The organism is Nocardia seriolae NBRC 15557 (genome assembly GCF_007990715.1).
Classification (GTDB): domain Bacteria; phylum Actinomycetota; class Actinomycetes; order Mycobacteriales; family Mycobacteriaceae; genus Nocardia; species Nocardia seriolae.
In genome coordinates this window covers 23,990-42,294 of sequence record NZ_BJWY01000058.1, presented here as the reverse complement: position 1 = coordinate 42,294, position 18,305 = coordinate 23,990, and the positions used below count along the sequence as shown (strand labels likewise).

The following is an 18,305-nucleotide window of genomic DNA, read 5'->3' as shown; positions in this document are numbered from 1 at the left end:
AGTATTAGGACATCCCCGGGAAGAATTGAATGACAAGGTCGATGAGCTTGATCCCGATGAACGGCGCGACGATGCCGCCGAGGCCGTAGATGTAGAGATTGCGGCTCAACAGTTTCGACGCGCTCGACGGCCGGTAGTTCACGCCGCGCAGCGACAGCGGGATCAGCGCCACGATGATGATGGCGTTGAAGATGACCGCCGACAGGATCGCCGACTGCGGCGAGTGCAGCCGCATGATGTTCAGCAGATCCAGGCCCGGGAAGATCGACACGAACAGCGCGGGAATGATCGCGAAGTACTTGGCGATGTCGTTGGCGATCGAGAACGTGGTGAGCGCACCGCGGGTGATCAGCAACTGCTTGCCGATCTCGACGATCTCGATCAGCTTGGTCGGGTCGGAATCCAGGTCCACCATATTGCCCGCCTCTTTGGCGGCGGAGGTGCCGGTGTTCATGGCGACACCCACGTCGGCCTGCGCGAGCGCGGGCGCGTCATTGGTGCCGTCACCGGTCATGGCGACCATGCGGCCACCGGCCTGCTCCTTCTTGATGAGCGCGAGCTTGTCCTCGGGAGTCGCCTCGGCGAGGAAGTCGTCCACGCCCGCCTCGTCGGCAATGGCCTTGGCGGTCAACGGATTGTCGCCGGTGATCATGACGGTGCGGATGCCCATGCGGCGCATCTCGTCGAAGCGTTCCCGCATGCCCTGCTTGACGACGTCCTTGAGGTGGATGACGCCGAGCAGCTTGGCGGTGCCCTTGTTGATCTCCGCCACCACCAGCGGGGTGCCGCCGGAGGCGGAGATGCCGTCGACCGCGACGCCGACCTCGGTCGGCACCTCGCCGCCGTTGCCGCGCACCCATTCGGTGACGGCGGAGGCCGCGCCCTTGCGCAGCTGATGCCCGTCGTGCAGGTCCACGCCCGACATGCGGGTCTGGGCGGTGAATTCCACCCAGGTCGCGCCGGTGAGCTCGCCCGGGGTGCGCTCGCGCTTGTTGTACGCCTGCTTGGCGTACACCACGATGGAGCGGCCCTCGGGGGTCTCGTCCGCGAGGCTGGAAAGCTGTGCGGCGTCGGCCAATTCGTCGGCGGTGATGCCCGGCATCGGCACGAAGTCCGCGGCCTGGCGGTTGCCCAGGGTGATGGTGCCGGTCTTGTCCAGCAGCAGGGTGTTCACGTCGCCCGCGGCCTCCACGGCACGACCGGACATGGCCAGCACATTGCGCTGCACCAGGCGGTCCATACCGGCGATGCCGATGGCCGACAGCAGCGCGCCGATGGTGGTCGGGATCAGGCAGACCAGCAGCGAGACCAGCACGATGCCGGTGACGCCATCGCCGTCCAGGGCCAGATTGTCCGGCACGCCAGGGTTGTCGGCCTTGGAGAAGATGGCCGCCGGCTGCAAGGTCGCCACCGCGAACACGAAGATGATGGTGAGCGCGGCCAGCAGGATGTTCAGCGCGATCTCGTTCGGCGTCTTCTGCCGCGACGCGCCCTCGACGAGCGCGATCATCTTGTCGATGAACGAGCCGCCCGGCTCCTGGGTGATCTTGACGACGATGCGGTCGGACAGCACCGTGGTGCCGCCGGTCACGGCCGAACGGTCACCGCCGGATTCGCGGATGACGGGGGCGGATTCACCGGTGATGGCCGATTCGTCCACCGAGGCAATGCCTTCCACGACATCGCCGTCGCCAGGAATGACCTGTCCGGCCTCGACCACGACGAAGTCGCCGCGCTGAAGCTCCGGGGCCGCCACCTTCTCCTCGACCACCCGCGCGCCCGGGGACCAGTCCACCAGCCGACGAGCGACGGTGTCGGTCTTGGCCTTTCGCAACGTGTCGGCCTGCGCCTTGCCGCGGCCCTCGGCCACGGCCTCGGCCAGGTTGGCGAAAATGACCGTCAGCCACAGCCATACGACGATCGCCCAGGCGAAGAAGCTCGGCTTGGCGATGGCCAGGACGGTGGTCCACACCGCGCCGATCTCGACGATCAGCATCACCGGATTGCGCCACAGGCTGCGCGGGTCGAGCTTCTTCAGCGCGTCCGGCAGGGACTTGACCATCTGCTTGGGGTCGAACAGCCCGCCGGAGACGCCCTTCTTCTTGGGCTTCACCTCCGCGTCGGGCGCGGAATCGATTACGGGAGTGCTCATGAGTGGATTCCTTCAGCGAGCGGGCCGAGCGCCAGCATGGGCAGGAAGGTGAGCGCGACCAGGATGACGGTGACGCCCACGACCAGGCCCACGAACTGCGGGCGATGCGTCGGCAGCGTGCCCTCGGAGGCGGGGGTGTGGCCCTGTCCGGCCAGCGAACCGGCCAGGGCCAGCACGAAGATCATGGGGAGGAAGCGGCCGAACACCATGGCCAGGCCCAGCGCGGTGTTCCACCACACGGTATTGCCGGACAGACCGGCGAAGGCCGAACCATTGTTTTTGGCCGCGGAAGTGAAGGCGTACAACACTTCCGAGAGCCCGTGCGGCCCGGTGTTGGCCATACCCGCGCGCTCGCCCGGCAGCGCCATGGCGGCGGCCGTACCGACCAGCACGATCAGCGGCGAGATCAGGAAGTAGGCCGCGGCCAGCTTGATTTCCTTCGGCGTGATCTTCTTGCCCAGGTATTCCGGGGTGCGACCGACCATCAGGCCCGCGATGAACACGGTGATGACCGCCAGGATCAGCATGCCGTACAGGCCCGAACCGGTGCCGCCGGGCGCGACCTCACCGAGCTGCATGTTGAACATGGTCATCATGCCGCCGAGGCTGGTGTACGAGTCGTGCGCCGAGTCCACCGCACCGGTCGAGGTGAGCGTGGTCGCGGTGGCGAAGGTCGCCGAATTCGATACGCCGAAGCGGGTTTCCACGCCTTCCATGGACGCGCCGATGGCACTCGGGACGGTGCCGTGGTGCTGCAGCTGGAACAGGTTCGTCAGCGTCAGGCTGATGATCGCCAGGGTGCTCATGACCGCGGCGATGGCGTAGCCCTGCTTCTTGGAGCCGACCATGCGCCCGAAGGTGCGCGGCAGCGAGAAGCTGATCACCAGCAGCAGGAAGATCTCGAGCCAGTTCGTCCACGCGGTCGGGTTCTCGAACGGGTGCGAGGAGTTCACGTTGTAGAAGCCGCCGCCGTTGGTGCCCAGCTCCTTGATGACCTCCTGGGACGCCACCAGTCCGCCCGGCAGGGTTTGCGAACCGGTATTGCCCACGGTCGTCGCGACCTGGTCGTACACGTGCAGGTTCTGGATCACGCCGCCCGCGACCAGCACGATGGCGAAGATGAACGCGAACGGCAACAGAATCCGGATGGTTCCCCTCACCAGATCCACCCAGAAATTGCCGAGCTCACCCGTGTGGCGGCGGGCGAAGCCGCGCACCAGCGCGACCGCCACGGCCATACCCACGGCCGCCGACACGAAGTTCTGCACGCCCAGGCCCACGGCCTGCACGACATGCCCCATCGTCGACTCACCGGCATAGTTCTGCCAGTTCGTGTTCGTGACGAAGCTGATGGCGGTGTTCCACGCCAGATCCGCGGTCATCTTGGTGCCCGGATCATTCAGGTGCAGCGGCAGCTTGCCCTGAATCAACTGCAGAAAGAAAAGGAACAGCACGCTGATCGCCGAGAACGCCAGCACACTGCGCGCGTACACGGCCCAGGTCATCTCGACCCCCGGCTGCACGCCGATCAGCTTGTAGATGCCCTTCTCGGCCTTGGAATGCTTCTCGCCGCTGTAAACCCGATACATGTAGTCGCCCAGGGGCACATGCACCGCGGCGAGCGCAATGACCAGGGATGCCGCGAACAGGATCCCTGCGGTTGTGGTGCTCACTCAGAACCTCTCGGGGTACAGCAGCGCCGCCACCAGATACACGGCAATGCCAACGGCCAGAACCAAACCGATAATGTTCTGCGTCACAGCCGCTCCACCCCGCGCTGGATCAAGCCGAACAGCGCGAAGACCGCCACTGTCAGCACCGTGAACACCACGACGAGCATGTCTCGAAACCTCTCTCTGTCAAGCACGTCCCAAGACGCGCCGGAGTGAGTCAAGCGCCCGAACACCCCAACTTCGAGGCCCTTTACGCCTTCTTAGCGTCCCGGACCTCCCCATTGACGCTCCACTTACATGGTCGTGTGGCGCGTCGCACAAATGCCGTCGACATACCGCGCGAATGCGTCAAGAAAGCGTCAGGGCCTGGTATTTCGGGCCGTCCCGCTAGCGGCCGTAGGTCTCCAGGATGGTGCCGTCGAGGGCGGCGGAGACGTAGCCGCCGTCGTTGTAGGCGGTGGTGAGGTAGAGGCGCAGCCGGGGTGCGCCATCGCTGAAGGTGCCGTCGGTGTCGACGATGAGGTAGCGGGTGGTGGGGTTGGGGAGGTTGCGCTTCTCCTTGGCCGCGGCCAGCAGGCCGGGCAGGATGTCCCAGTTGATGGTGCTCAGATCGAGGGTGGCGCCGGTGAGCTGACCGCCTACGCCGTCGCGCTTGGCGGTGCCGTTGCGGTAGCTGAACTGGTCGTAGTGATTGGGCTGGCCTGGGACGGGGGCGCCGGTGCTGATGTGCTCGGGGTAGATCGTGGTCTCGGTGAACAGCTTTCCGCCGGCGACCTTTTCGAGGGCCGTGATGGCCTTGCGGACGGCGTCGGGGGTCAACAGGTCGGTGCCGGACCGGCCGTCGGCGGGGGCGGTCCCGATGACGGTGGGCGCGACGATGCCGCTCGGCAGGGTGATGCCGGTGAGCTGGGTGGGGCCGGTCGGCAGATTCGGCAGGCTCTGGCCGCCGCCGGAGGAGGAAGGCCACAGCGCGATGGTGGCGACGGCCGCGACGGCGAGCACCGCCGCTCCGCCCGCCAGGATCCACGGCCGCGAATTGCGATGCGGTGCGGCGTCGATGGGCTTCGGGACCGGCGAGAACGATTGGGGCGCGGTGAAGCCGCCCGGCTGCGAAGCCGCCGGGAAACCCGGGGGCAGTGGCGTTGTCGAGAACGTCTGCGGCTGCGTCGTAAACGGCTGCGGCTGTGGCGACGTCAGGAACGCCTGCGGCTGTGGGGTTGTCGCGAACGCCTGCGGCTGTGGGATTGTCGAAAACGCCTGCGGCTGTGTCGGGTTGGCGAATGTCTGGGGCAGCGGCGGCGGGATGAAGTCCTGGGGTGCGGTCACCATCGGGTGGGGGGCCGAAGGTTGTTGGAAGGGTTGCGGTTCCAGGGGGATCTCGCTGGCGACCTGGGCGAGCATGCGGTCGACCTGGTCGGCGGGTGGGCGGTGGCCCGGGTTGGGGACCAGGAGGGCTTGCAGGACCGGGGTCAGGGGGCCGGCCTGGCGGGGTTGGGGGACCGCGCCCATGAGGACGGCGGCCAGGGTGGCGACGTCGGTGTCGCGGCGCATGGGCTGGTAGCCCTCGACGGCGGCGAACATCACCAGGCCCAGGGACCAGAGGTCGGAGGCGGGGTTGCCCTCGTGGCCCTGGAGGCGTTCGGGGGCGACGTAGGGCAGGGAGCCGACCACGCTGCCGGTGGAGGTGAGGCCGGTCAGGTCGTTCACCGCGGCGATGCCGAAGTCGGTGAGGACCGGTGAGCCGTCGCTGCGCAGCAGCACATTCGGCGGCTTCACGTCGCGGTGCAGGACGCCGACCGCGTGGGCGGCGCGGAGTCCGGCGAGGATGCCGCGGCCGATCGACGCCGCCTGCGCCGGTGACATCGGGCCCTGATCCAGCCGGTCGGCGAGCGAGCCGCCCGCCACCAACTCCATGACGATCCACGGATGCTGCTCGGCGGGCGTGTCCACGATGTGGTGAATGGCAACGACATTCGGGTGGGTGATGCGGGCCAGGGCGCGCGCCTCGCGCAGCACCCGCTCGCGCTGCACCTCGGCCGAGCTCCCGTCCCCCTCGGCCCGCACTTCTTTCAGCGCCACCTCGCGGTGCAGCGCGATGTCGTAGGCGCGCCAGACCGTGCCCATGCCGCCGCTACCGAGGGGCTCGATCAACTCGAAACGCCCGTCGACCATTGCCCGCCCGGAACTCACGCCGACAGCCTAGGGTCGCCGCACCCCATCCGCGATATCTCAGACCGGTCGGTATTCGGCGGCTCGCTCGGATCCTGTCAACATCGCGAGACACGAGCGTAAAGAAACCGTCAGGAGCGGCCATCTGACCAGCATCGGAGGTATGAAGTGGGGACCCGGCCGCGCGGCCGGACGCACACCCGCACGTATATAAGGAGAAGCCGTGCCGCACATCGCCGTCACCTTGATGGTGATCTTCGGATTCCTCGGTTGCGCGCTGATACTGCGCGTCCTGGCCGACGCCGAAGGCCGTCACGCGACCGTCCGCACGGCGCAGCAGGGCATCCGCGCACCGCGCGCGATGATGGACGAGTGAAACGCGGCCAACTACGGATCTACCTCGGCGCTGCCCCCGGCGTGGGCAAGACATACGCGATGCTCTCCGAAGCGCATCGGCGACTGGAGCGCGGGCGTGACGTGGTAGCCGCGGTCGTCGAGTCCCACGGCCGCAACAAGACCGCCGAGCTGCTCGGCGGCATCGAGCGCATCCCGCCCAAGATGATCGAGTACCGCGGCACCACCATGCCCGAGCTGGATACCGAGGCCGTGCTGCGACGCCACCCCGCGGTGGTGCTGGTCGACGAGCTGGCGCACACCAACGTTCCGGGCAGCAAGCACGAGAAGCGCTGGCAGGACGTGCAGGAACTGCTGGACGCGGGCATCGACGTGGTGTCCACGGTCAATGTGCAGCACCTGGAGAGCCTCAATGACGTGGTCGAGCAGATCACCGGTGTGGTGCAGCGGGAAACCGTGCCGGACTGGGTGGTTCGCTCCGCCGACCAGGTCGAGCTGGTGGACATCACACCGGAAGCCTTGCGGCGCAGAATGTCCCACGGCAACGTCTACGCCGCCGAGAAGGTCGACGCGGCGCTGCGCAACTACTTCCGCCCCGGCAATCTGACCGCGCTGCGCGAACTCGCGCTGCTGTGGCTGGCCGATCAGGTGGACGCCGCCCTCGCCAAATACCGCGCGGACCACAAGATCACCAAGACCTGGGAGGCGCGCGAGCGCGTGGTGGTGGCGGTGACCGGCGGCCCGGAATCCGAGACCATCGTGCGCCGCGCCAGCCGCATCGCCGCCAAGTCCAGCGCCGAACTGATCGTGCTGCACATCGTGCGCGGCGACGGCCTGGCCGGGGTGTCGGCGCAGCGCCTGGGCCGCCTGCGCGATCTGGCCACCAGCCTCGACGCCAGCCTGCACACCGTCACCGGCGAGGACGTGCCCACGGCGCTACTGGATTTCGCGCGCCAGGTGAACGCCACCCAGCTGGTGCTCGGCACCTCCCGGCGCTCACGCTGGGCACGAATGCTCGACGAGGGCATCGGCGCGACCGTGGTGCAGGAGTCCGGCAAGATCGACGTGCACATGGTGACCCACGAGGAATCCAACAAGGGCGGCGGCTTCCGCTGGTCCTCACTGACCCGGGGCGAGCGCAAGGTGGGTTCCTGGTCCGCGGCGTTCCTGGTGCCCTCGGCGATCTGCGCGGTCATCTACTTCTGGCTCGACCGGCTGCTGGATCTCAGCGGTGAGAGCGCCCTGTTCTTCATCGGCGTCATCGCGGTCTCGCTGCTCGGCGGCGTAGCCCCGGCGGCGCTGTCGGCGATCCTGTCGGGCGTCCTGCTGAACTGGTTCTTCACCGATCCGCGCTACAGCCTCACCATCGACCAGCTCGACAACTTCCTCACCATCGTCGTGCTGCTGTTCGTGGCGGTGGCGGTGGCGGCGCTGGTGGATGTGGCGGCCAAGCGAACCCTCGAGGCGCGCAAGGCTTCTCGCCAGGCCGAGCTGCTCGCCCTGTTCGCCGGCTCGGTGCTGCACGGCGCGGCTCTGCAGGATCTGCTCGCACGCGCCCGCGAGACCTACGGCCAGGAGGCGGTCAGCCTGATCACCGACGACGGGGTGGTCGCCTCGGCGGGCGAGGACCCGCCGTCGAAGGTCGACGACTCCCTCACCGCATTGGAGGCAGGCGATGACATGCACTGGCTGCTCCTGCGAGGGCGTCCCGTGACCTCGGGAGACCGCCTCGTGCTGGGGGCGGTCGCGAATCAGGCAGCCGGACTTGTGCATCAGACCCAATTGCAGGAGGAGGCCAGCGCCGCGCAGGCGGTCATGGAGGCCGACAAGCTGCGCCGCGCACTGCTCTCGGCGGTCAGCCACGACCTGCGCACCCCACTGGCCGCGGCCAAGGCGGCGGTGTCCAGCCTGCGCAGCGACGATGTCGAGTTCTCGCCCGAGGACACCGCCGAACTGCTGGAGACCATCGAGGAATCGGTGGATCAGCTGACCGGGCTGGTCGGCAATCTGCTCGATTCCTCGCGGCTGGCGGTCGGGGTGATCAAGCCGCAGGTGCGCAAGGTGTACCTGGACGAGGTGGTGCATCACGCGCTCATGGGCATGGGCACCCGCGGCATGCGCCGCACCACCATGGACCGGGTCAAGGTGGACGTCGACGCGGTGTCGGTGCGCGCGGATCCCGGTCTGCTGGAACGGGTCCTGGCCAATCTCATCGACAATGCCGCCCGCTACTCCCCCCGCGATTCGGTGGTGCGGGTGGCCGCGGAGCAGTTCGGGAAGCGAGTGGCCGTTACCGTGGTCGATACGGGTCCTGGAGTACCGACCGGCCTGGAGGATCAATTGTTCGAGCCGTTCCAGCGGCTCGGCGACCGCGACACCTCCACCGGCGTGGGCCTGGGCCTGTCGGTGGTGCGCGGTTTCGTGGACGCCACGGACGGCGCCGTGCACGCGGAGCCGACTCCGGGCGGCGGTTTGACAATGGTGATCGATCTGCCCGCGGGCGATACTGAGCTTTCCGGCAGTGAGCACGCGAGCACGGAAGAGGAGAACGGGTGACGAACGCGGCCGCAGCGCCGACCAAAGTGCTCGTGGTCGATGACGAACCACAGATCCTGCGCGCCCTGCGCATCAATCTGTCGGTCCGCGGCTACGCGGTGACCACCGCGTCCAATGGGGCCGCGGCCTTGCGCGCGGCCGCCGAGAAGCACCCCGACGTCATCATTCTCGATCTCGGCCTGCCCGATATGGACGGCATCGAGGTGCTCGCGGGCCTGCGCGGCTGGTCCACCGCACCGGTGATCGTGCTCTCGGCCCGCACCGACTCCTCGGACAAGGTCGAGGCCCTCGACGCGGGTGCCGACGACTACGTCACCAAGCCCTTCGGCATGGACGAGCTGCTGGCCCGCCTGCGCGCCGCCGTGCGCCGCTCGGCCAATACCGCCGACGCCGCCGAGCCGATCATCGAAACCGGTTCCTTCACCGTCGATCTCGCGGCGAAGAAGGTCGTCCGCCACGGCCACGACGTCCACCTCACCCCCACCGAATGGGGCGTGCTGGAAATGCTGGTCCGCAACAAGGGCAAACTGGTCGGCCGCCGCGAACTCCTCCGCGAGGTCTGGGGCCCGTCCTACGCCACCGAAACCCATTACCTGCGCGTCTATCTCGCCCAACTCCGCCGCAAACTCGAGGACGACCCCTCCCAGCCCAAACACCTGCTCACCGAAGCGGGCATGGGCTACCGCTTCCAGGCGTAATCCCGTCAGCGCGTCATGCGCAGCGGCAGCGGCTCGAGGCCGTTGTTCAGATTGGAACGGATCCGGCGCGCGTCGCCGGTCTGTTCCAGTTTCGGGAAGCGGGCCAGCAGTTCCTCGAAGAACACCCGCCCCTCTTGGTGGTGTCGTTGCCCGCAATCACCAGCTGGGTGAAGAAGCTCCCGAACTCCAGGTCCGACATGGCCTTTCCGCCGAAGTCGCCCGCCCGGATGAGCGAGGTGAGATCCTCCCGCGGCTCCTGCGCGCGCCGTGCCATCGAGAACTGGATCGCGTAGACGGCCGTCTTCGTGAGCTCGGCCGTCACATGGAAATCCCCGACCAGCTCCTGATCATAGATATCGGTCACCGCGCCCACGGTCCACCTCGGTATTCACTTGCCGCAACAGGTCTTCCACTCGGACGCTAACCCACCCACGGAACAGCGCGACCCGGTTCCGATCCCCGATCCCGGTCAGTGGACGATTGGAGCCATGTCTGTCGCCGCGATCGTTTTCGATATGGATGGGGTACTCATCGACACCGAACCCATTTGGGAGGAGGTGCGGCGGGAGTACATCGGCGAGTTGGGTGGGCGGTGGCTGGCCGACACCCAGGATCGGTTCATGGGGATGAGTACGGCCGAATGGGCGGAGTACACGAGCAGGGATCTGCTCGATGGGCGGCGGACTCCCGAGGAGGTGGCCGAGGATGTGATCGGGCGGATGGCCGCGCGGTATGCCGGGCATCTGCCGCTCATGCCGGGGGCGGCCGAGACCGTGCGGCGGCTGTCGGGGAGCTACACGCTGGGGCTGGCCAGTTCCTCGCCGCGGCGGCTCATCGATGTGGTGCTCGCGCACATGGGAGTTGCCGAGTTGTGCGCCGCGACGGTGTCGACCGAGGAGGTGGCGCGCGGCAAGCCCGCGCCCGACGGTTATCTCGAGGCCGCCGTCCGGCTCGGGATCGTCCCGGACGACTGTGTGGCCATCGAGGATTCCAGCAACGGGCTGCGGGCGGCGCACGCGGCGGGGATGACCGTGATCGCGGTGCCGCATCCCAAATACCCGCCCGCGGTGGACGCGATCACCCTCGCGGCCTACGTCGCCGACAGTCTGAAGGACGTCACACCGGAGTTGATGGCGGAATTCGGCTGACCACGGCGGTGTTCCGAACGAGCGGCAACCAGATGGTTGTCCCGGGTGACTCAATGGGAGGATCTTCCTATGTCCGAACAGACCGCCGCACCGCAGACCGCCGCCACCGACCCGGTCAAGCTGTGGGCCGAACGCACCGGCACCCGCGCCTACACCGGCCGCAACAACCGCGGCGGCGAGGTGCTCATCGCATCGGCGGGCGTGCCGGGCGCGTTCACCCCGGGTGAGCTGCTGAAGATCGCGCTCGCGGGCTGCTCCGGGCTCAGCGCCGACTTCACCCTCGCGCGGCGGCTGGGCGAGAATTTCGACGCCACCGTGCACGTCTCCGGCGACGCCGACCGCGAGAACGAGGTGTACCCGGAGCTCACCGAGGAATTCGAGCTCGACCTGTCCGCGCTCGACGAGGAGTCGCGCCAGCGACTGCTGGTGGCCGCGCAGCGCGCCATCGACAAGGTGTGCACCGTGGGCCGTACTCTCAAGGCCGGCACCACCGTGAACCTCAGCTTCCGCATCGACGAATGAGCACTACCCCGGTCCGGCTCAGTGCCTGGGTGCACGGCTCTGTCCAGGGTGTCGGCTTCCGCTGGTGGACCCGCTCGCGCGCCCTGGAGCTGGGCCTGACCGGCTACGCCCGCAATCACCGCGACGGCCGCGTACACGTTGTGGCCGAAGGACCCCGCGATCGCTGCGAAACCCTGCTCGAACTGCTACGTTCCGGTACAACACCGGGCCGGGTAAACCTGGTGGTGGAAGACTGGAACACCGCCCAGGGCGGCATGTCAGGATTCGAAGAACGCTAAGCGAGCGGCAAGCCCACGGAGTCGACCAATGCCCACAGACCGCCCTACCGGCCCGAACCCCCCGAACCGTCCCGCGCCCGACCCCGAACACCCTGCCGAATCCCAAACCACCCCAACCGATCCCGCCCACCCGGGCTACGAACACCACCCCCTGCCCCCGTACCCGGAGGACGACCCCGTCCCGCCCACGGACGGCGGCAACGAACCGACCGTGCAATTCCCGGCCGATTCCCAACCCACCGGCAACGAGCCCACCCTCGGGTTCGATACGCCCGGCCCGTTCGAATCCACGCCGAGCCCGGGTCAACCGGGTGAAATCCAGCCGACGTTGCCGTTGCCCGCCGATTTCGCTGCCGCGCCCGGCCCGGCCGGATTCGGCATGCCCGGGCCGTCATCGGAGCCCGCGGAGCCGGTATTGCCGGTGGCGGACGCGCCGCCGCGGCGCGGGACCATGACCACGCAGGAAGCCGGGATCACGCAGCCGCGGCCGCCGACGGTGGCCGAGGCGCGGGCCCGGGAGAAGGCTCGCAAGCGGGCCGAGGACCAGGAGCGAGCCGAGGCCGAGGCGGCGGAGGCCAAGCGGCGCAAGAAGAAGCGGGTGCTCATCGGCGGCGCGGCCGTGGTGGGGATCGCGGCGCTGGTGGGCGGCGGGTACCTGGTGGCCGAGGCGTGGAGCGGACCCGAGGTGACCGCCTATTGCACGGTGGTGGCCAACAAGGGCGAAACGGTGCCCACCGGGAACGGTCAGAGTGTCACCGCCACGCAGGACAATCAGGAGATCGTGGTTCCGGACAACTACTGCTCGGACGCGACGAGCCGGGGAGACAGCGGGATTCACCCGGGCTTCTTCTTCCTGGCGGGGCACTCGTACCGCTATTACTACGGCGGCACCGGCACCATCGGCCGCGCGCCGACCGGGGGCAGCATCAGTGCGCCGTCGGGTGCGACGGTGAAGACCAAGAGCGGCAGCACGATTCAGCGCGGCGGACTCGGCGCGAAAGTCAAGGGTAGTGGAGGTTCTTAGTGCGGCGAGTGCGCAGCGCTCCGCGGCCGGGCTGGCAGCGGATCATCGAGGGTCAGGGCCTGGTCTACGGCTCGCCCGGGCAGTACGCGAACGGTCAGCCCCGGCCCTACTGGGACGAATCGGTGCACTACGAGTTCGACATGGACGAGATCCTGGCCATGGAGGCCCAGGTCGAGGTGCTGCACACCATGTGCCTGCACGCCGTCGAACAGGTGGTGCTGACCGAGCGTTTCGCGGATTTCGGTCTGCCGCAGTGGAGTTGGGAGCCCATCACCAAGTCCTGGCACCGCTCCGACCCGCACGTCTACGGCCGCTTCGACCTGCGCTACGACGGCCGCGGCCCGGCGAAACTGCTGGAGTACAACGCCGATACGCCCACCTCCCTGCTGGAGGCGGCAATCGTGCAGTGGCACTGGCTGACCGACACCCACCCCGACGACGACCAGTGGAACTCCCTGCACGAGAAGCTGGTCGAGCGCTGGGGCGAGCTGCGCGACACCCTGCCGGGCAGTCAGTTGCACTTCTCCTGGTCCAGCGCGGACGCCTCCGGTGAGGACAATGTCACCACCGCCTATATGCAGGAGACCGCCGCCGAGGCCGGTTTCGACACCGTCGCCCTGCCCATCGAGGAGGTCGGATTCGACACCGAGCTGGGCCGTTTCGTGGATCTGGCCGAGGCGCCCATCGAGGCCATCTTCAAGCTGTACCCGTGGGAATGGGCCCTGGACGACGACTTCGGCAAGCGCGTGGTGTCCTCGCTGCCGGAAACCGCGTGGATCGAACCGCTCTGGAAGACCCTGCTGTCCAACAAGGCCATCCTGGCCGTGCTGTGGGAGATGTACCCGGGCCACCCCAACCTGCTGCCCGCCTACCTCGACGACCCGCACGAGCTCACCGAGTACATCCGCAAGCCCAAACTGGGCCGCGAGGGCGCGAACATGACCATCGTCGGCGCGAGCCTGGAGACCGCCACCGGCGGCGTCTACGGCGAAGAGGGCTACGTCTACCAATTGCTGGACCCGCTGCCCGAATTCGACGGCATGCGGCCGGTACTGGGTGCTTGGATCGTGGGCGACACGTCCGCGGGACTGGGCATCCGGGAGACCGTCGGCCTCATCACCGATGACAGCTCCACCTTCGTCCCGCACCGAATTCCGCAATAGGCCACTGATTCACCCCGACCCGGAGGATCACCGATGACGACGACTCTCGCACTCGAAGCGGGCTATTGGCATTCCCTCGGCCGCGGCGTGGGCGCGATCGTGCTCTACGCCCTGCTCGGCCTGGCGCTGATGCTCATCGGCTTCCAGGCCGTGGACTGGACCACGCCCGGCAACCTGCGCGCCCTGGTGGCGCGCGGCATGCCCAATGCCATCGTCGTCAGCGCGGCCGCCATGGTCAGCATGGCGCTGATCGTGGTGCTGGCCATCTTCGCGCAGGCGGGCAGGCTCTCCGAGGGCCTGATCGCCGCCTCGGTGTACGGGCTGGTCGGCATTGTGGCGCAGGTGATCTCGGTGCGGGTCATCGCGTTCGTGCTCGGCATCGATATCGGCACGGTGCTGAAGAACCCGGAGTTCCGCACCGAGTCCGTGGTCATCTCCGCCGCCCACATCGCCATCGGCCTGGTGGTGGCGGTCGCGATCCTCTAGCGGACGCGCCCGTACTTGATGAAGGCCACGCCGTCCTCGAACACGCGGCTGGTGATCACCCGGAACCTGGTGGGCTCGGGCAGGCGCGCGCCCGTGCCGAACAGCGGGCGGCCGTGCCCGAGCACGATCGGGTAGAGCTTCAGGAACACCTGGTCGATCTCCGGCATGAGGGTCTGGGCGAGCTCGCCGCCGCCGCACAGCCAGATGCCGAGTCCCTTCTCGCGCTTGAGTTCCCGCACCCGTTCCAGGGGATCGGCGGAGATCAATTCCACATCCGGGGCCGGGTTCTCCGGCAGCGTGGTGGACACCACGAACTGGCGCAGGTGCGCATACGGGCTGGAAGTGCCGGTGCGGACGCCGAAGTCGTGGGTCTTGCGGCCCATGATGACGGTGTCGAAGTTCTGGCAGGGTTTGTCGACGCCCAAGACCTGACGAACCTTGGTCGGCAGGGTCTCGGGATACTGCGCGATGATCGCCGGCCCGTGGTCACCCCCGACCGGGAAGAAGTCGACCGAGCCCGCATCGGTGGCGATGAATCCGTCGATGGTGGCCGAGACGAAGTAAGTCAGTTTGCGCATCAGTTTCCTCCAGGCGGCACAACGCATGCCGCTACTGAAAAAGGTAGCGCGCCGCAGCCGCCGATAGGGAGGTCTCGTTCCGCCGGGCGGACCGGGAAAGGAAGAAAACCCGCTGGTCTCAGCCGCGCGGGCGGGGCTGGCAGCGCGGGCAGGAGAAAGACGAACGGTTCATGAACTTCTCCCGGCGCATGATCGCGCCGCAGCGGCGGCAGGGCTCGTCCTCGCGCCCGTAGGCGTTGAGCGAGCGTTCGAAGTACCCGGATTGCCCGTTCACGTTGACGTAGAGGGCATCGAAGGAGGTGCCTCCGGCCTGGAGTGCCTCACCCATCACGTGCTGCGTCTCGACGAGCAGAGAGTGCAGCGCGGGCTTGGTCAGCTTGGCGGCAGGGCGCTCACCGTGGATCCTGGCCCGCCACAGCGCCTCATCGGCGTAGATATTGCCGACCCCGGACACCACGGTCTGATCCAGCAGTAGCCGTTTGATCTCGGACTGCTTGCCGCGCAATGTCTTCACGACGGCATCGGCGTCGAAGAGCGAATCCAGCGGGTCGCGCGCGATGTGCGCCGCGGACTCGGGCACCCAGGTGCCGTCCACCTCGACCAGATCCGAGAGCATCCAGCCGCCGAAGGTGCGCTGGTCCACGAACCGCAGTTCGTTCCCGTCGTCGAGGGCGGCGATGATGTGCGCGTGCTTCTCCAGCAGCGCGGTCGCGGGCTGCACCAGCATCTGCCCGGACATGCCGAGATGCACGACGAGAGAGGTATCGGGCTCATCGAAGGTGAGCCACAGGAATTTGCCCCGCCGCTGCGCGTTCTCGACGCGCAGACCGGTCAATCGAGCGGCGAGATCGTCTCCGCCGAGTTCGTGGCGGCGCACCGAGCGCGGATGCTTGACGGTCACCCGGTCCAGGACGCGGCCCACCACATGCTCGGTGAGCCCGCGCCGGACGACTTCGACCTCGGGAAGTTCGGGCATCTAGCTCTTGGAGCCGTCAGCCGAACCCTCGGGCGCGTTCTCGGCGTGCAACGCCTTGTAGGCCGCGCCCGCGGCCTTCTGTTCCGCTTCCTTCTTGGAGCGGCCCACCCCCTGGCCGTAACCGTTTCCACCGATCACCGCGGTAGCGGTGAACTCCTTGTCGTGGTCGGGTCCGGTGGAGGTGATCTCGTAACTGGGCACGCCGATGCCGCGCTCGGCGGTCAACTCCTGCAGGCTGGTCTTCCAGTCGAGCCCGGCCCCCATGCGGGGACCGCGCTCGAGCAGTTCGGCGAACAGCCGCAGCACGACGCTGCGTGCCACATCGATGCCGTGCTCCAGGTGCACCGCACCCAGCAGCGACTCCATGCCGTCGGCGAGAATGCTCGGCTTGTCGCGGCCGCCGGTGAGCTCCTCGCCCTTGCCGAGCAGGAGATGGCGGCCGAGACCGCCGGCCCCGAGACCGCGGGCCACCTCGGCCAGCGCGTGCATATTGACCACGCTCGCGCGCAGCTTCGCCAACTCACCCTCGGACTTGTCCGGGTGCTCGAGATAGAGGCGCTCGGTAATGCTCAGTCCGAGCACCGAATCGCCCAGGAATTCCAGGCGCTCGTTGGTCGGCAGGCCACCGTTCTCGTAGGCGTACGACCGATGCGTCAGCGCTAAGCGCAGAAGCCCCGGTTGTACGTCCACGCCCAGTGCCTCGAGCAGGCTGGCGTGGTCGGCTGCATCACCTACGGCGGTGGAACCCGCCGCATCCTTGCTGGCGGTCACGGTCGGCTGAACGCGAATCAGATCGCGGAGGTGACCTGACGGCCCTTGTAGGTGCCGCAGGAGGGGCACGCGATGTGCGGCAGGGTCTGCTGGCCGCAGGCGCGGTTCGGGCAGGTGATCAGGGTCGGCGCGGTGGCCTTCCACTGGCTGCGACGCGCGTGGGTGTTGGCACGGGACATCCGGCGCTTCGGAACGGCCACGACTAGCTCTCCTCTGTCTTACTTGCGGCACCGTTGTGTCCCGCAAGGGTGGAATCGGTTGATGGGTCCGACACAGTGTCTGCGTCGGGGGACTCAGCGTTGAAATTGGCGAGCCCGGCCCAGCGAGGGTCAAGTATCTCATGACCGTGGCCGGAACCCGCAATCGCCATCCTGACGCCGCATTCCGGGCACAAACCGGCGCAGTCCGGCTCGCACAGCGGCTGCAGCGGAAGCTCCAGGCCGACGGCGTCCACGACGACCGGTTCGAGGTCGATCATGTCGTCGACGAGACGGTGGATCTCGTCTTCCTCGGTGGTCTGCTCGGTCGCGCTGTCCGGGTAGGCGAACAGCTCGGTGAGCTGCAATTCGATCTCGTCGGTGAACGATTCGAGGCAGCGCGAGCACTCGCCCTCGATGGGAGCGGTGACGGTGCCCATGACGAGCACGCCCTCGGACACCGACTGCAGCGTGAGATCCATATCGATCTCGGCGCCCACCGGGATGGCGACCAGGTCGAGCCCGATCCGCTTCTCGGTGGTGAATGTCCGCTGCCGCTGCTTCATCGACCCCGGCGCGCGCCCGAGACTGCGTACATCCAGCACGAAACCCGCGTCGACCGCCTGATGACGATGACGCGAAGGCTTACCGGAATCGGCAGGCATTAAGGAACTCACCTCACGCTGGATGGGGGAATGGGCAACCACACCACAATACCGAAAGCCCCGCTCGCGACCCAAACGGGTCGAAGCGGGGCTGTCCGTTGCTGATTCAGCGGCGGAACTCCGAGGCGTAATCCGGGACGGACGTACCGGAACGCACCTGGTGTCGGCCGCGGCCGACGATGCGCAGGGTGCTGCTCAGGGTCTCCTCGAAGTCGGCGAGCTTGCCGTCGACGTAGTCGTCGCACTCCTGGCGCAGGCGGTCGGAGTCGGCCTGGGCATTGTCGATCAGGCGCGCGGATTCGGTGTGGGCGGCGCGGACCACCTCGGCCTGGGAGACCAGGCGTTCCTGTTCGGCCTTGCCGTCGGCGACCGAGCGGTCGTAGGAGGCCTGGCCCGCGGCGGCCAGGCGGTCGGCCTCGGCGCGGGCGCGGCCGGTGAGGGTGTCGTATTCCTGCTGGCCATCGGCGACGGTGCGCTCGGCCTCCTCCTCGGCGGAGGCGACCAGGTGCTCGGCGTGGGCGCGGGCCTCGGCGACCATGCGGTCGGCGTGCGCCTTGGCGTCGGCGAGGATGCGATCGGCCTCGTCGCGGGCGGAGGTAACCGTGTGGTGCGCTTGCTCGTTCGCGGTCTTGACGGTGGTCTCGGCGCCGGTGCGGGCGTCGGTGACGATCTTGTCGCGGTGATCCAGCACGTCCTGGGCGTCGTCGAGTTCGCCGGGCAGCGCGTCGCGGACATCGTCGAGCAGTTCGAGGACCTCGCCGCGCGGCACGATGCAGTTGCGGGTCGGTGGAATGCCGCGGGCCTCTTCGATGATGGCCACCAGTTCGTCGAGCGCTTCGAATACCCGGTACATGTGCTACCCCACTCTCCTGCCAGGACTCACGGCGAGACTCTC

The 18,305-nt window shown here is 67.9% G+C and carries 21 protein-coding genes; 9 read left to right on the top strand and 12 right to left on the bottom strand.

Features of this window, described 5'->3' with window-relative positions:
* Positions 1–4: 4 nt before the first annotated feature.
* The 5 genes from kdpB to NS2_RS18685 all read right to left on the bottom strand — a co-directional run bounded on the left by kdpB (position 5) and on the right by NS2_RS18685 (position 6,015).
* A complete protein-coding gene (kdpB, locus tag NS2_RS18705) occupies positions 5–2,152 on the bottom strand; it encodes a potassium-transporting ATPase subunit KdpB (RefSeq protein WP_033088755.1) in 2,148 nt (715 codons plus the stop codon).
* The gene (gene kdpA, locus NS2_RS18700) at positions 2,149–3,825 is read right to left on the bottom strand and encodes a potassium-transporting ATPase subunit KdpA (RefSeq protein ID WP_033088754.1); all 1,677 of its coding nucleotides are present in this window, start codon (positions 3,823–3,825) and stop codon (positions 2,149–2,151) included. Before kdpA ends, kdpB begins: the two co-directional genes overlap by 4 nt.
* Positions 3,826–3,912, bottom strand: coding sequence for a K(+)-transporting ATPase subunit F (kdpF, locus tag NS2_RS37615; protein ID WP_103557258.1), 87 nt, complete (start codon positions 3,910–3,912; stop codon positions 3,826–3,828).
* Positions 3,909–4,019: a potassium-transporting ATPase gene (locus NS2_RS37610; RefSeq protein ID WP_228102454.1), complete on the bottom strand. Its 111-nt coding sequence runs from the start codon at positions 4,017–4,019 to the stop codon at positions 3,909–3,911. Before NS2_RS37610 ends, kdpF begins: the two co-directional genes overlap by 4 nt.
* 193 nt (positions 4,020–4,212) lie before the next feature.
* Positions 4,213–6,015 (bottom strand): serine/threonine-protein kinase, encoded by a 1,803-nt coding sequence (locus NS2_RS18685; RefSeq protein WP_197707902.1) that lies wholly within the window; start codon positions 6,013–6,015, stop codon positions 4,213–4,215.
* Between the two features lie 202 nt (positions 6,016–6,217).
* Here NS2_RS18685 and NS2_RS36125 point away from each other — a divergent pair, with 202 nt between their 5' ends.
* Genes NS2_RS36125 through NS2_RS18675 form a run of 3 tightly spaced genes read left to right on the top strand, consistent with a single transcriptional unit; the run spans position 6,218 to position 9,602 of the window.
* Entirely contained in the window at positions 6,218–6,370 is a 153-nt protein-coding gene (locus NS2_RS36125; RefSeq protein WP_155239837.1) for a hypothetical protein, read from the top strand.
* On the top strand, positions 6,367–8,904 hold the full coding sequence (locus NS2_RS18680) for a DUF4118 domain-containing protein (protein WP_052086615.1): 2,538 nt from the start codon (positions 6,367–6,369) through the stop codon (positions 8,902–8,904). Before NS2_RS36125 ends, NS2_RS18680 begins: the two co-directional genes overlap by 4 nt.
* Positions 8,901–9,602 carry a response regulator gene (locus NS2_RS18675; protein WP_033088752.1) on the top strand — a complete coding sequence of 234 codons (702 nt, stop codon included), beginning with the start codon at positions 8,901–8,903 and terminating at the stop codon, positions 9,600–9,602. The genes NS2_RS18680 and NS2_RS18675 overlap by 4 nt, the downstream gene beginning before the upstream one ends.
* 46 nt (positions 9,603–9,648) lie before the next feature.
* On the opposite strand, the gene NS2_RS18670 is transcribed toward NS2_RS18675, so the two are convergent.
* The gene (locus NS2_RS18670; protein ID WP_045438161.1) at positions 9,649–9,975 is read right to left on the bottom strand and encodes a hypothetical protein; all 327 of its coding nucleotides are present in this window, start codon (positions 9,973–9,975) and stop codon (positions 9,649–9,651) included.
* 115 nt (positions 9,976–10,090) lie between these two features.
* Between NS2_RS18670 and NS2_RS18665 the strand changes: the two genes are divergently transcribed.
* The 6 genes from NS2_RS18665 to NS2_RS18640 all read left to right on the top strand — a co-directional run bounded on the left by NS2_RS18665 (position 10,091) and on the right by NS2_RS18640 (position 14,223).
* On the top strand, positions 10,091–10,750 hold the full coding sequence (locus NS2_RS18665) for an HAD family hydrolase (RefSeq protein WP_147207229.1): 660 nt from the start codon (positions 10,091–10,093) through the stop codon (positions 10,748–10,750).
* A 69-nt stretch (positions 10,751–10,819) separates the two neighbouring features.
* A complete protein-coding gene (locus tag NS2_RS18660) occupies positions 10,820–11,272 on the top strand; it encodes an OsmC family protein (RefSeq protein WP_033088749.1) in 453 nt (150 codons plus the stop codon).
* On the top strand, positions 11,269–11,550 hold the full coding sequence (locus NS2_RS18655) for an acylphosphatase (protein ID WP_033088748.1): 282 nt from the start codon (positions 11,269–11,271) through the stop codon (positions 11,548–11,550). Before NS2_RS18660 ends, NS2_RS18655 begins: the two co-directional genes overlap by 4 nt.
* Positions 11,551–11,578: 28 nt before the next feature.
* Complete coding sequence (locus NS2_RS37605) at positions 11,579–12,574, top strand: hypothetical protein (RefSeq protein ID WP_228102455.1); 996 nt, start codon at positions 11,579–11,581, stop codon at positions 12,572–12,574.
* A complete protein-coding gene (locus NS2_RS18645) occupies positions 12,574–13,737 on the top strand; it encodes a glutathionylspermidine synthase family protein (RefSeq protein ID WP_033088747.1) in 1,164 nt (387 codons plus the stop codon). The genes NS2_RS37605 and NS2_RS18645 overlap by 1 nt, the downstream gene beginning before the upstream one ends.
* Before the next feature lie 33 nt (positions 13,738–13,770).
* Positions 13,771–14,223, top strand: coding sequence for a DUF350 domain-containing protein (locus tag NS2_RS18640; protein WP_033088746.1), 453 nt, complete (start codon positions 13,771–13,773; stop codon positions 14,221–14,223).
* On the opposite strand, the gene NS2_RS18635 is transcribed toward NS2_RS18640, so the two are convergent.
* From NS2_RS18635 to NS2_RS18610, 6 genes are all read right to left on the bottom strand, one after another.
* Complete coding sequence (locus NS2_RS18635; protein ID WP_033088745.1) at positions 14,220–14,801, bottom strand: dihydrofolate reductase family protein; 582 nt, start codon at positions 14,799–14,801, stop codon at positions 14,220–14,222. The genes NS2_RS18640 and NS2_RS18635 overlap by 4 nt on opposite strands.
* Positions 14,802–14,919: 118 nt before the next feature.
* On the bottom strand, positions 14,920–15,777 hold the full coding sequence (mutM, locus tag NS2_RS18630; protein WP_033088744.1) for a bifunctional DNA-formamidopyrimidine glycosylase/DNA-(apurinic or apyrimidinic site) lyase: 858 nt from the start codon (positions 15,775–15,777) through the stop codon (positions 14,920–14,922).
* Entirely contained in the window at positions 15,778–16,548 is a 771-nt protein-coding gene (gene rnc, locus NS2_RS18625; RefSeq protein WP_033088743.1) for a ribonuclease III, read from the bottom strand.
* 17 nt (positions 16,549–16,565) lie between these two features.
* A complete protein-coding gene (rpmF, locus tag NS2_RS18620; protein WP_033088742.1) occupies positions 16,566–16,748 on the bottom strand; it encodes a 50S ribosomal protein L32 in 183 nt (60 codons plus the stop codon).
* 2 nt (positions 16,749–16,750) lie between these two features.
* Positions 16,751–17,410 (bottom strand): YceD family protein, encoded by a 660-nt coding sequence (locus NS2_RS18615; RefSeq protein WP_155239838.1) that lies wholly within the window; start codon positions 17,408–17,410, stop codon positions 16,751–16,753.
* 106 nt (positions 17,411–17,516) lie between these two features.
* The gene (locus tag NS2_RS18610; RefSeq protein ID WP_033088741.1) at positions 17,517–18,263 is read right to left on the bottom strand and encodes a polarized growth protein Scy-related protein; all 747 of its coding nucleotides are present in this window, start codon (positions 18,261–18,263) and stop codon (positions 17,517–17,519) included.
* Positions 18,264–18,305: the final 42 nt, after the last annotated feature.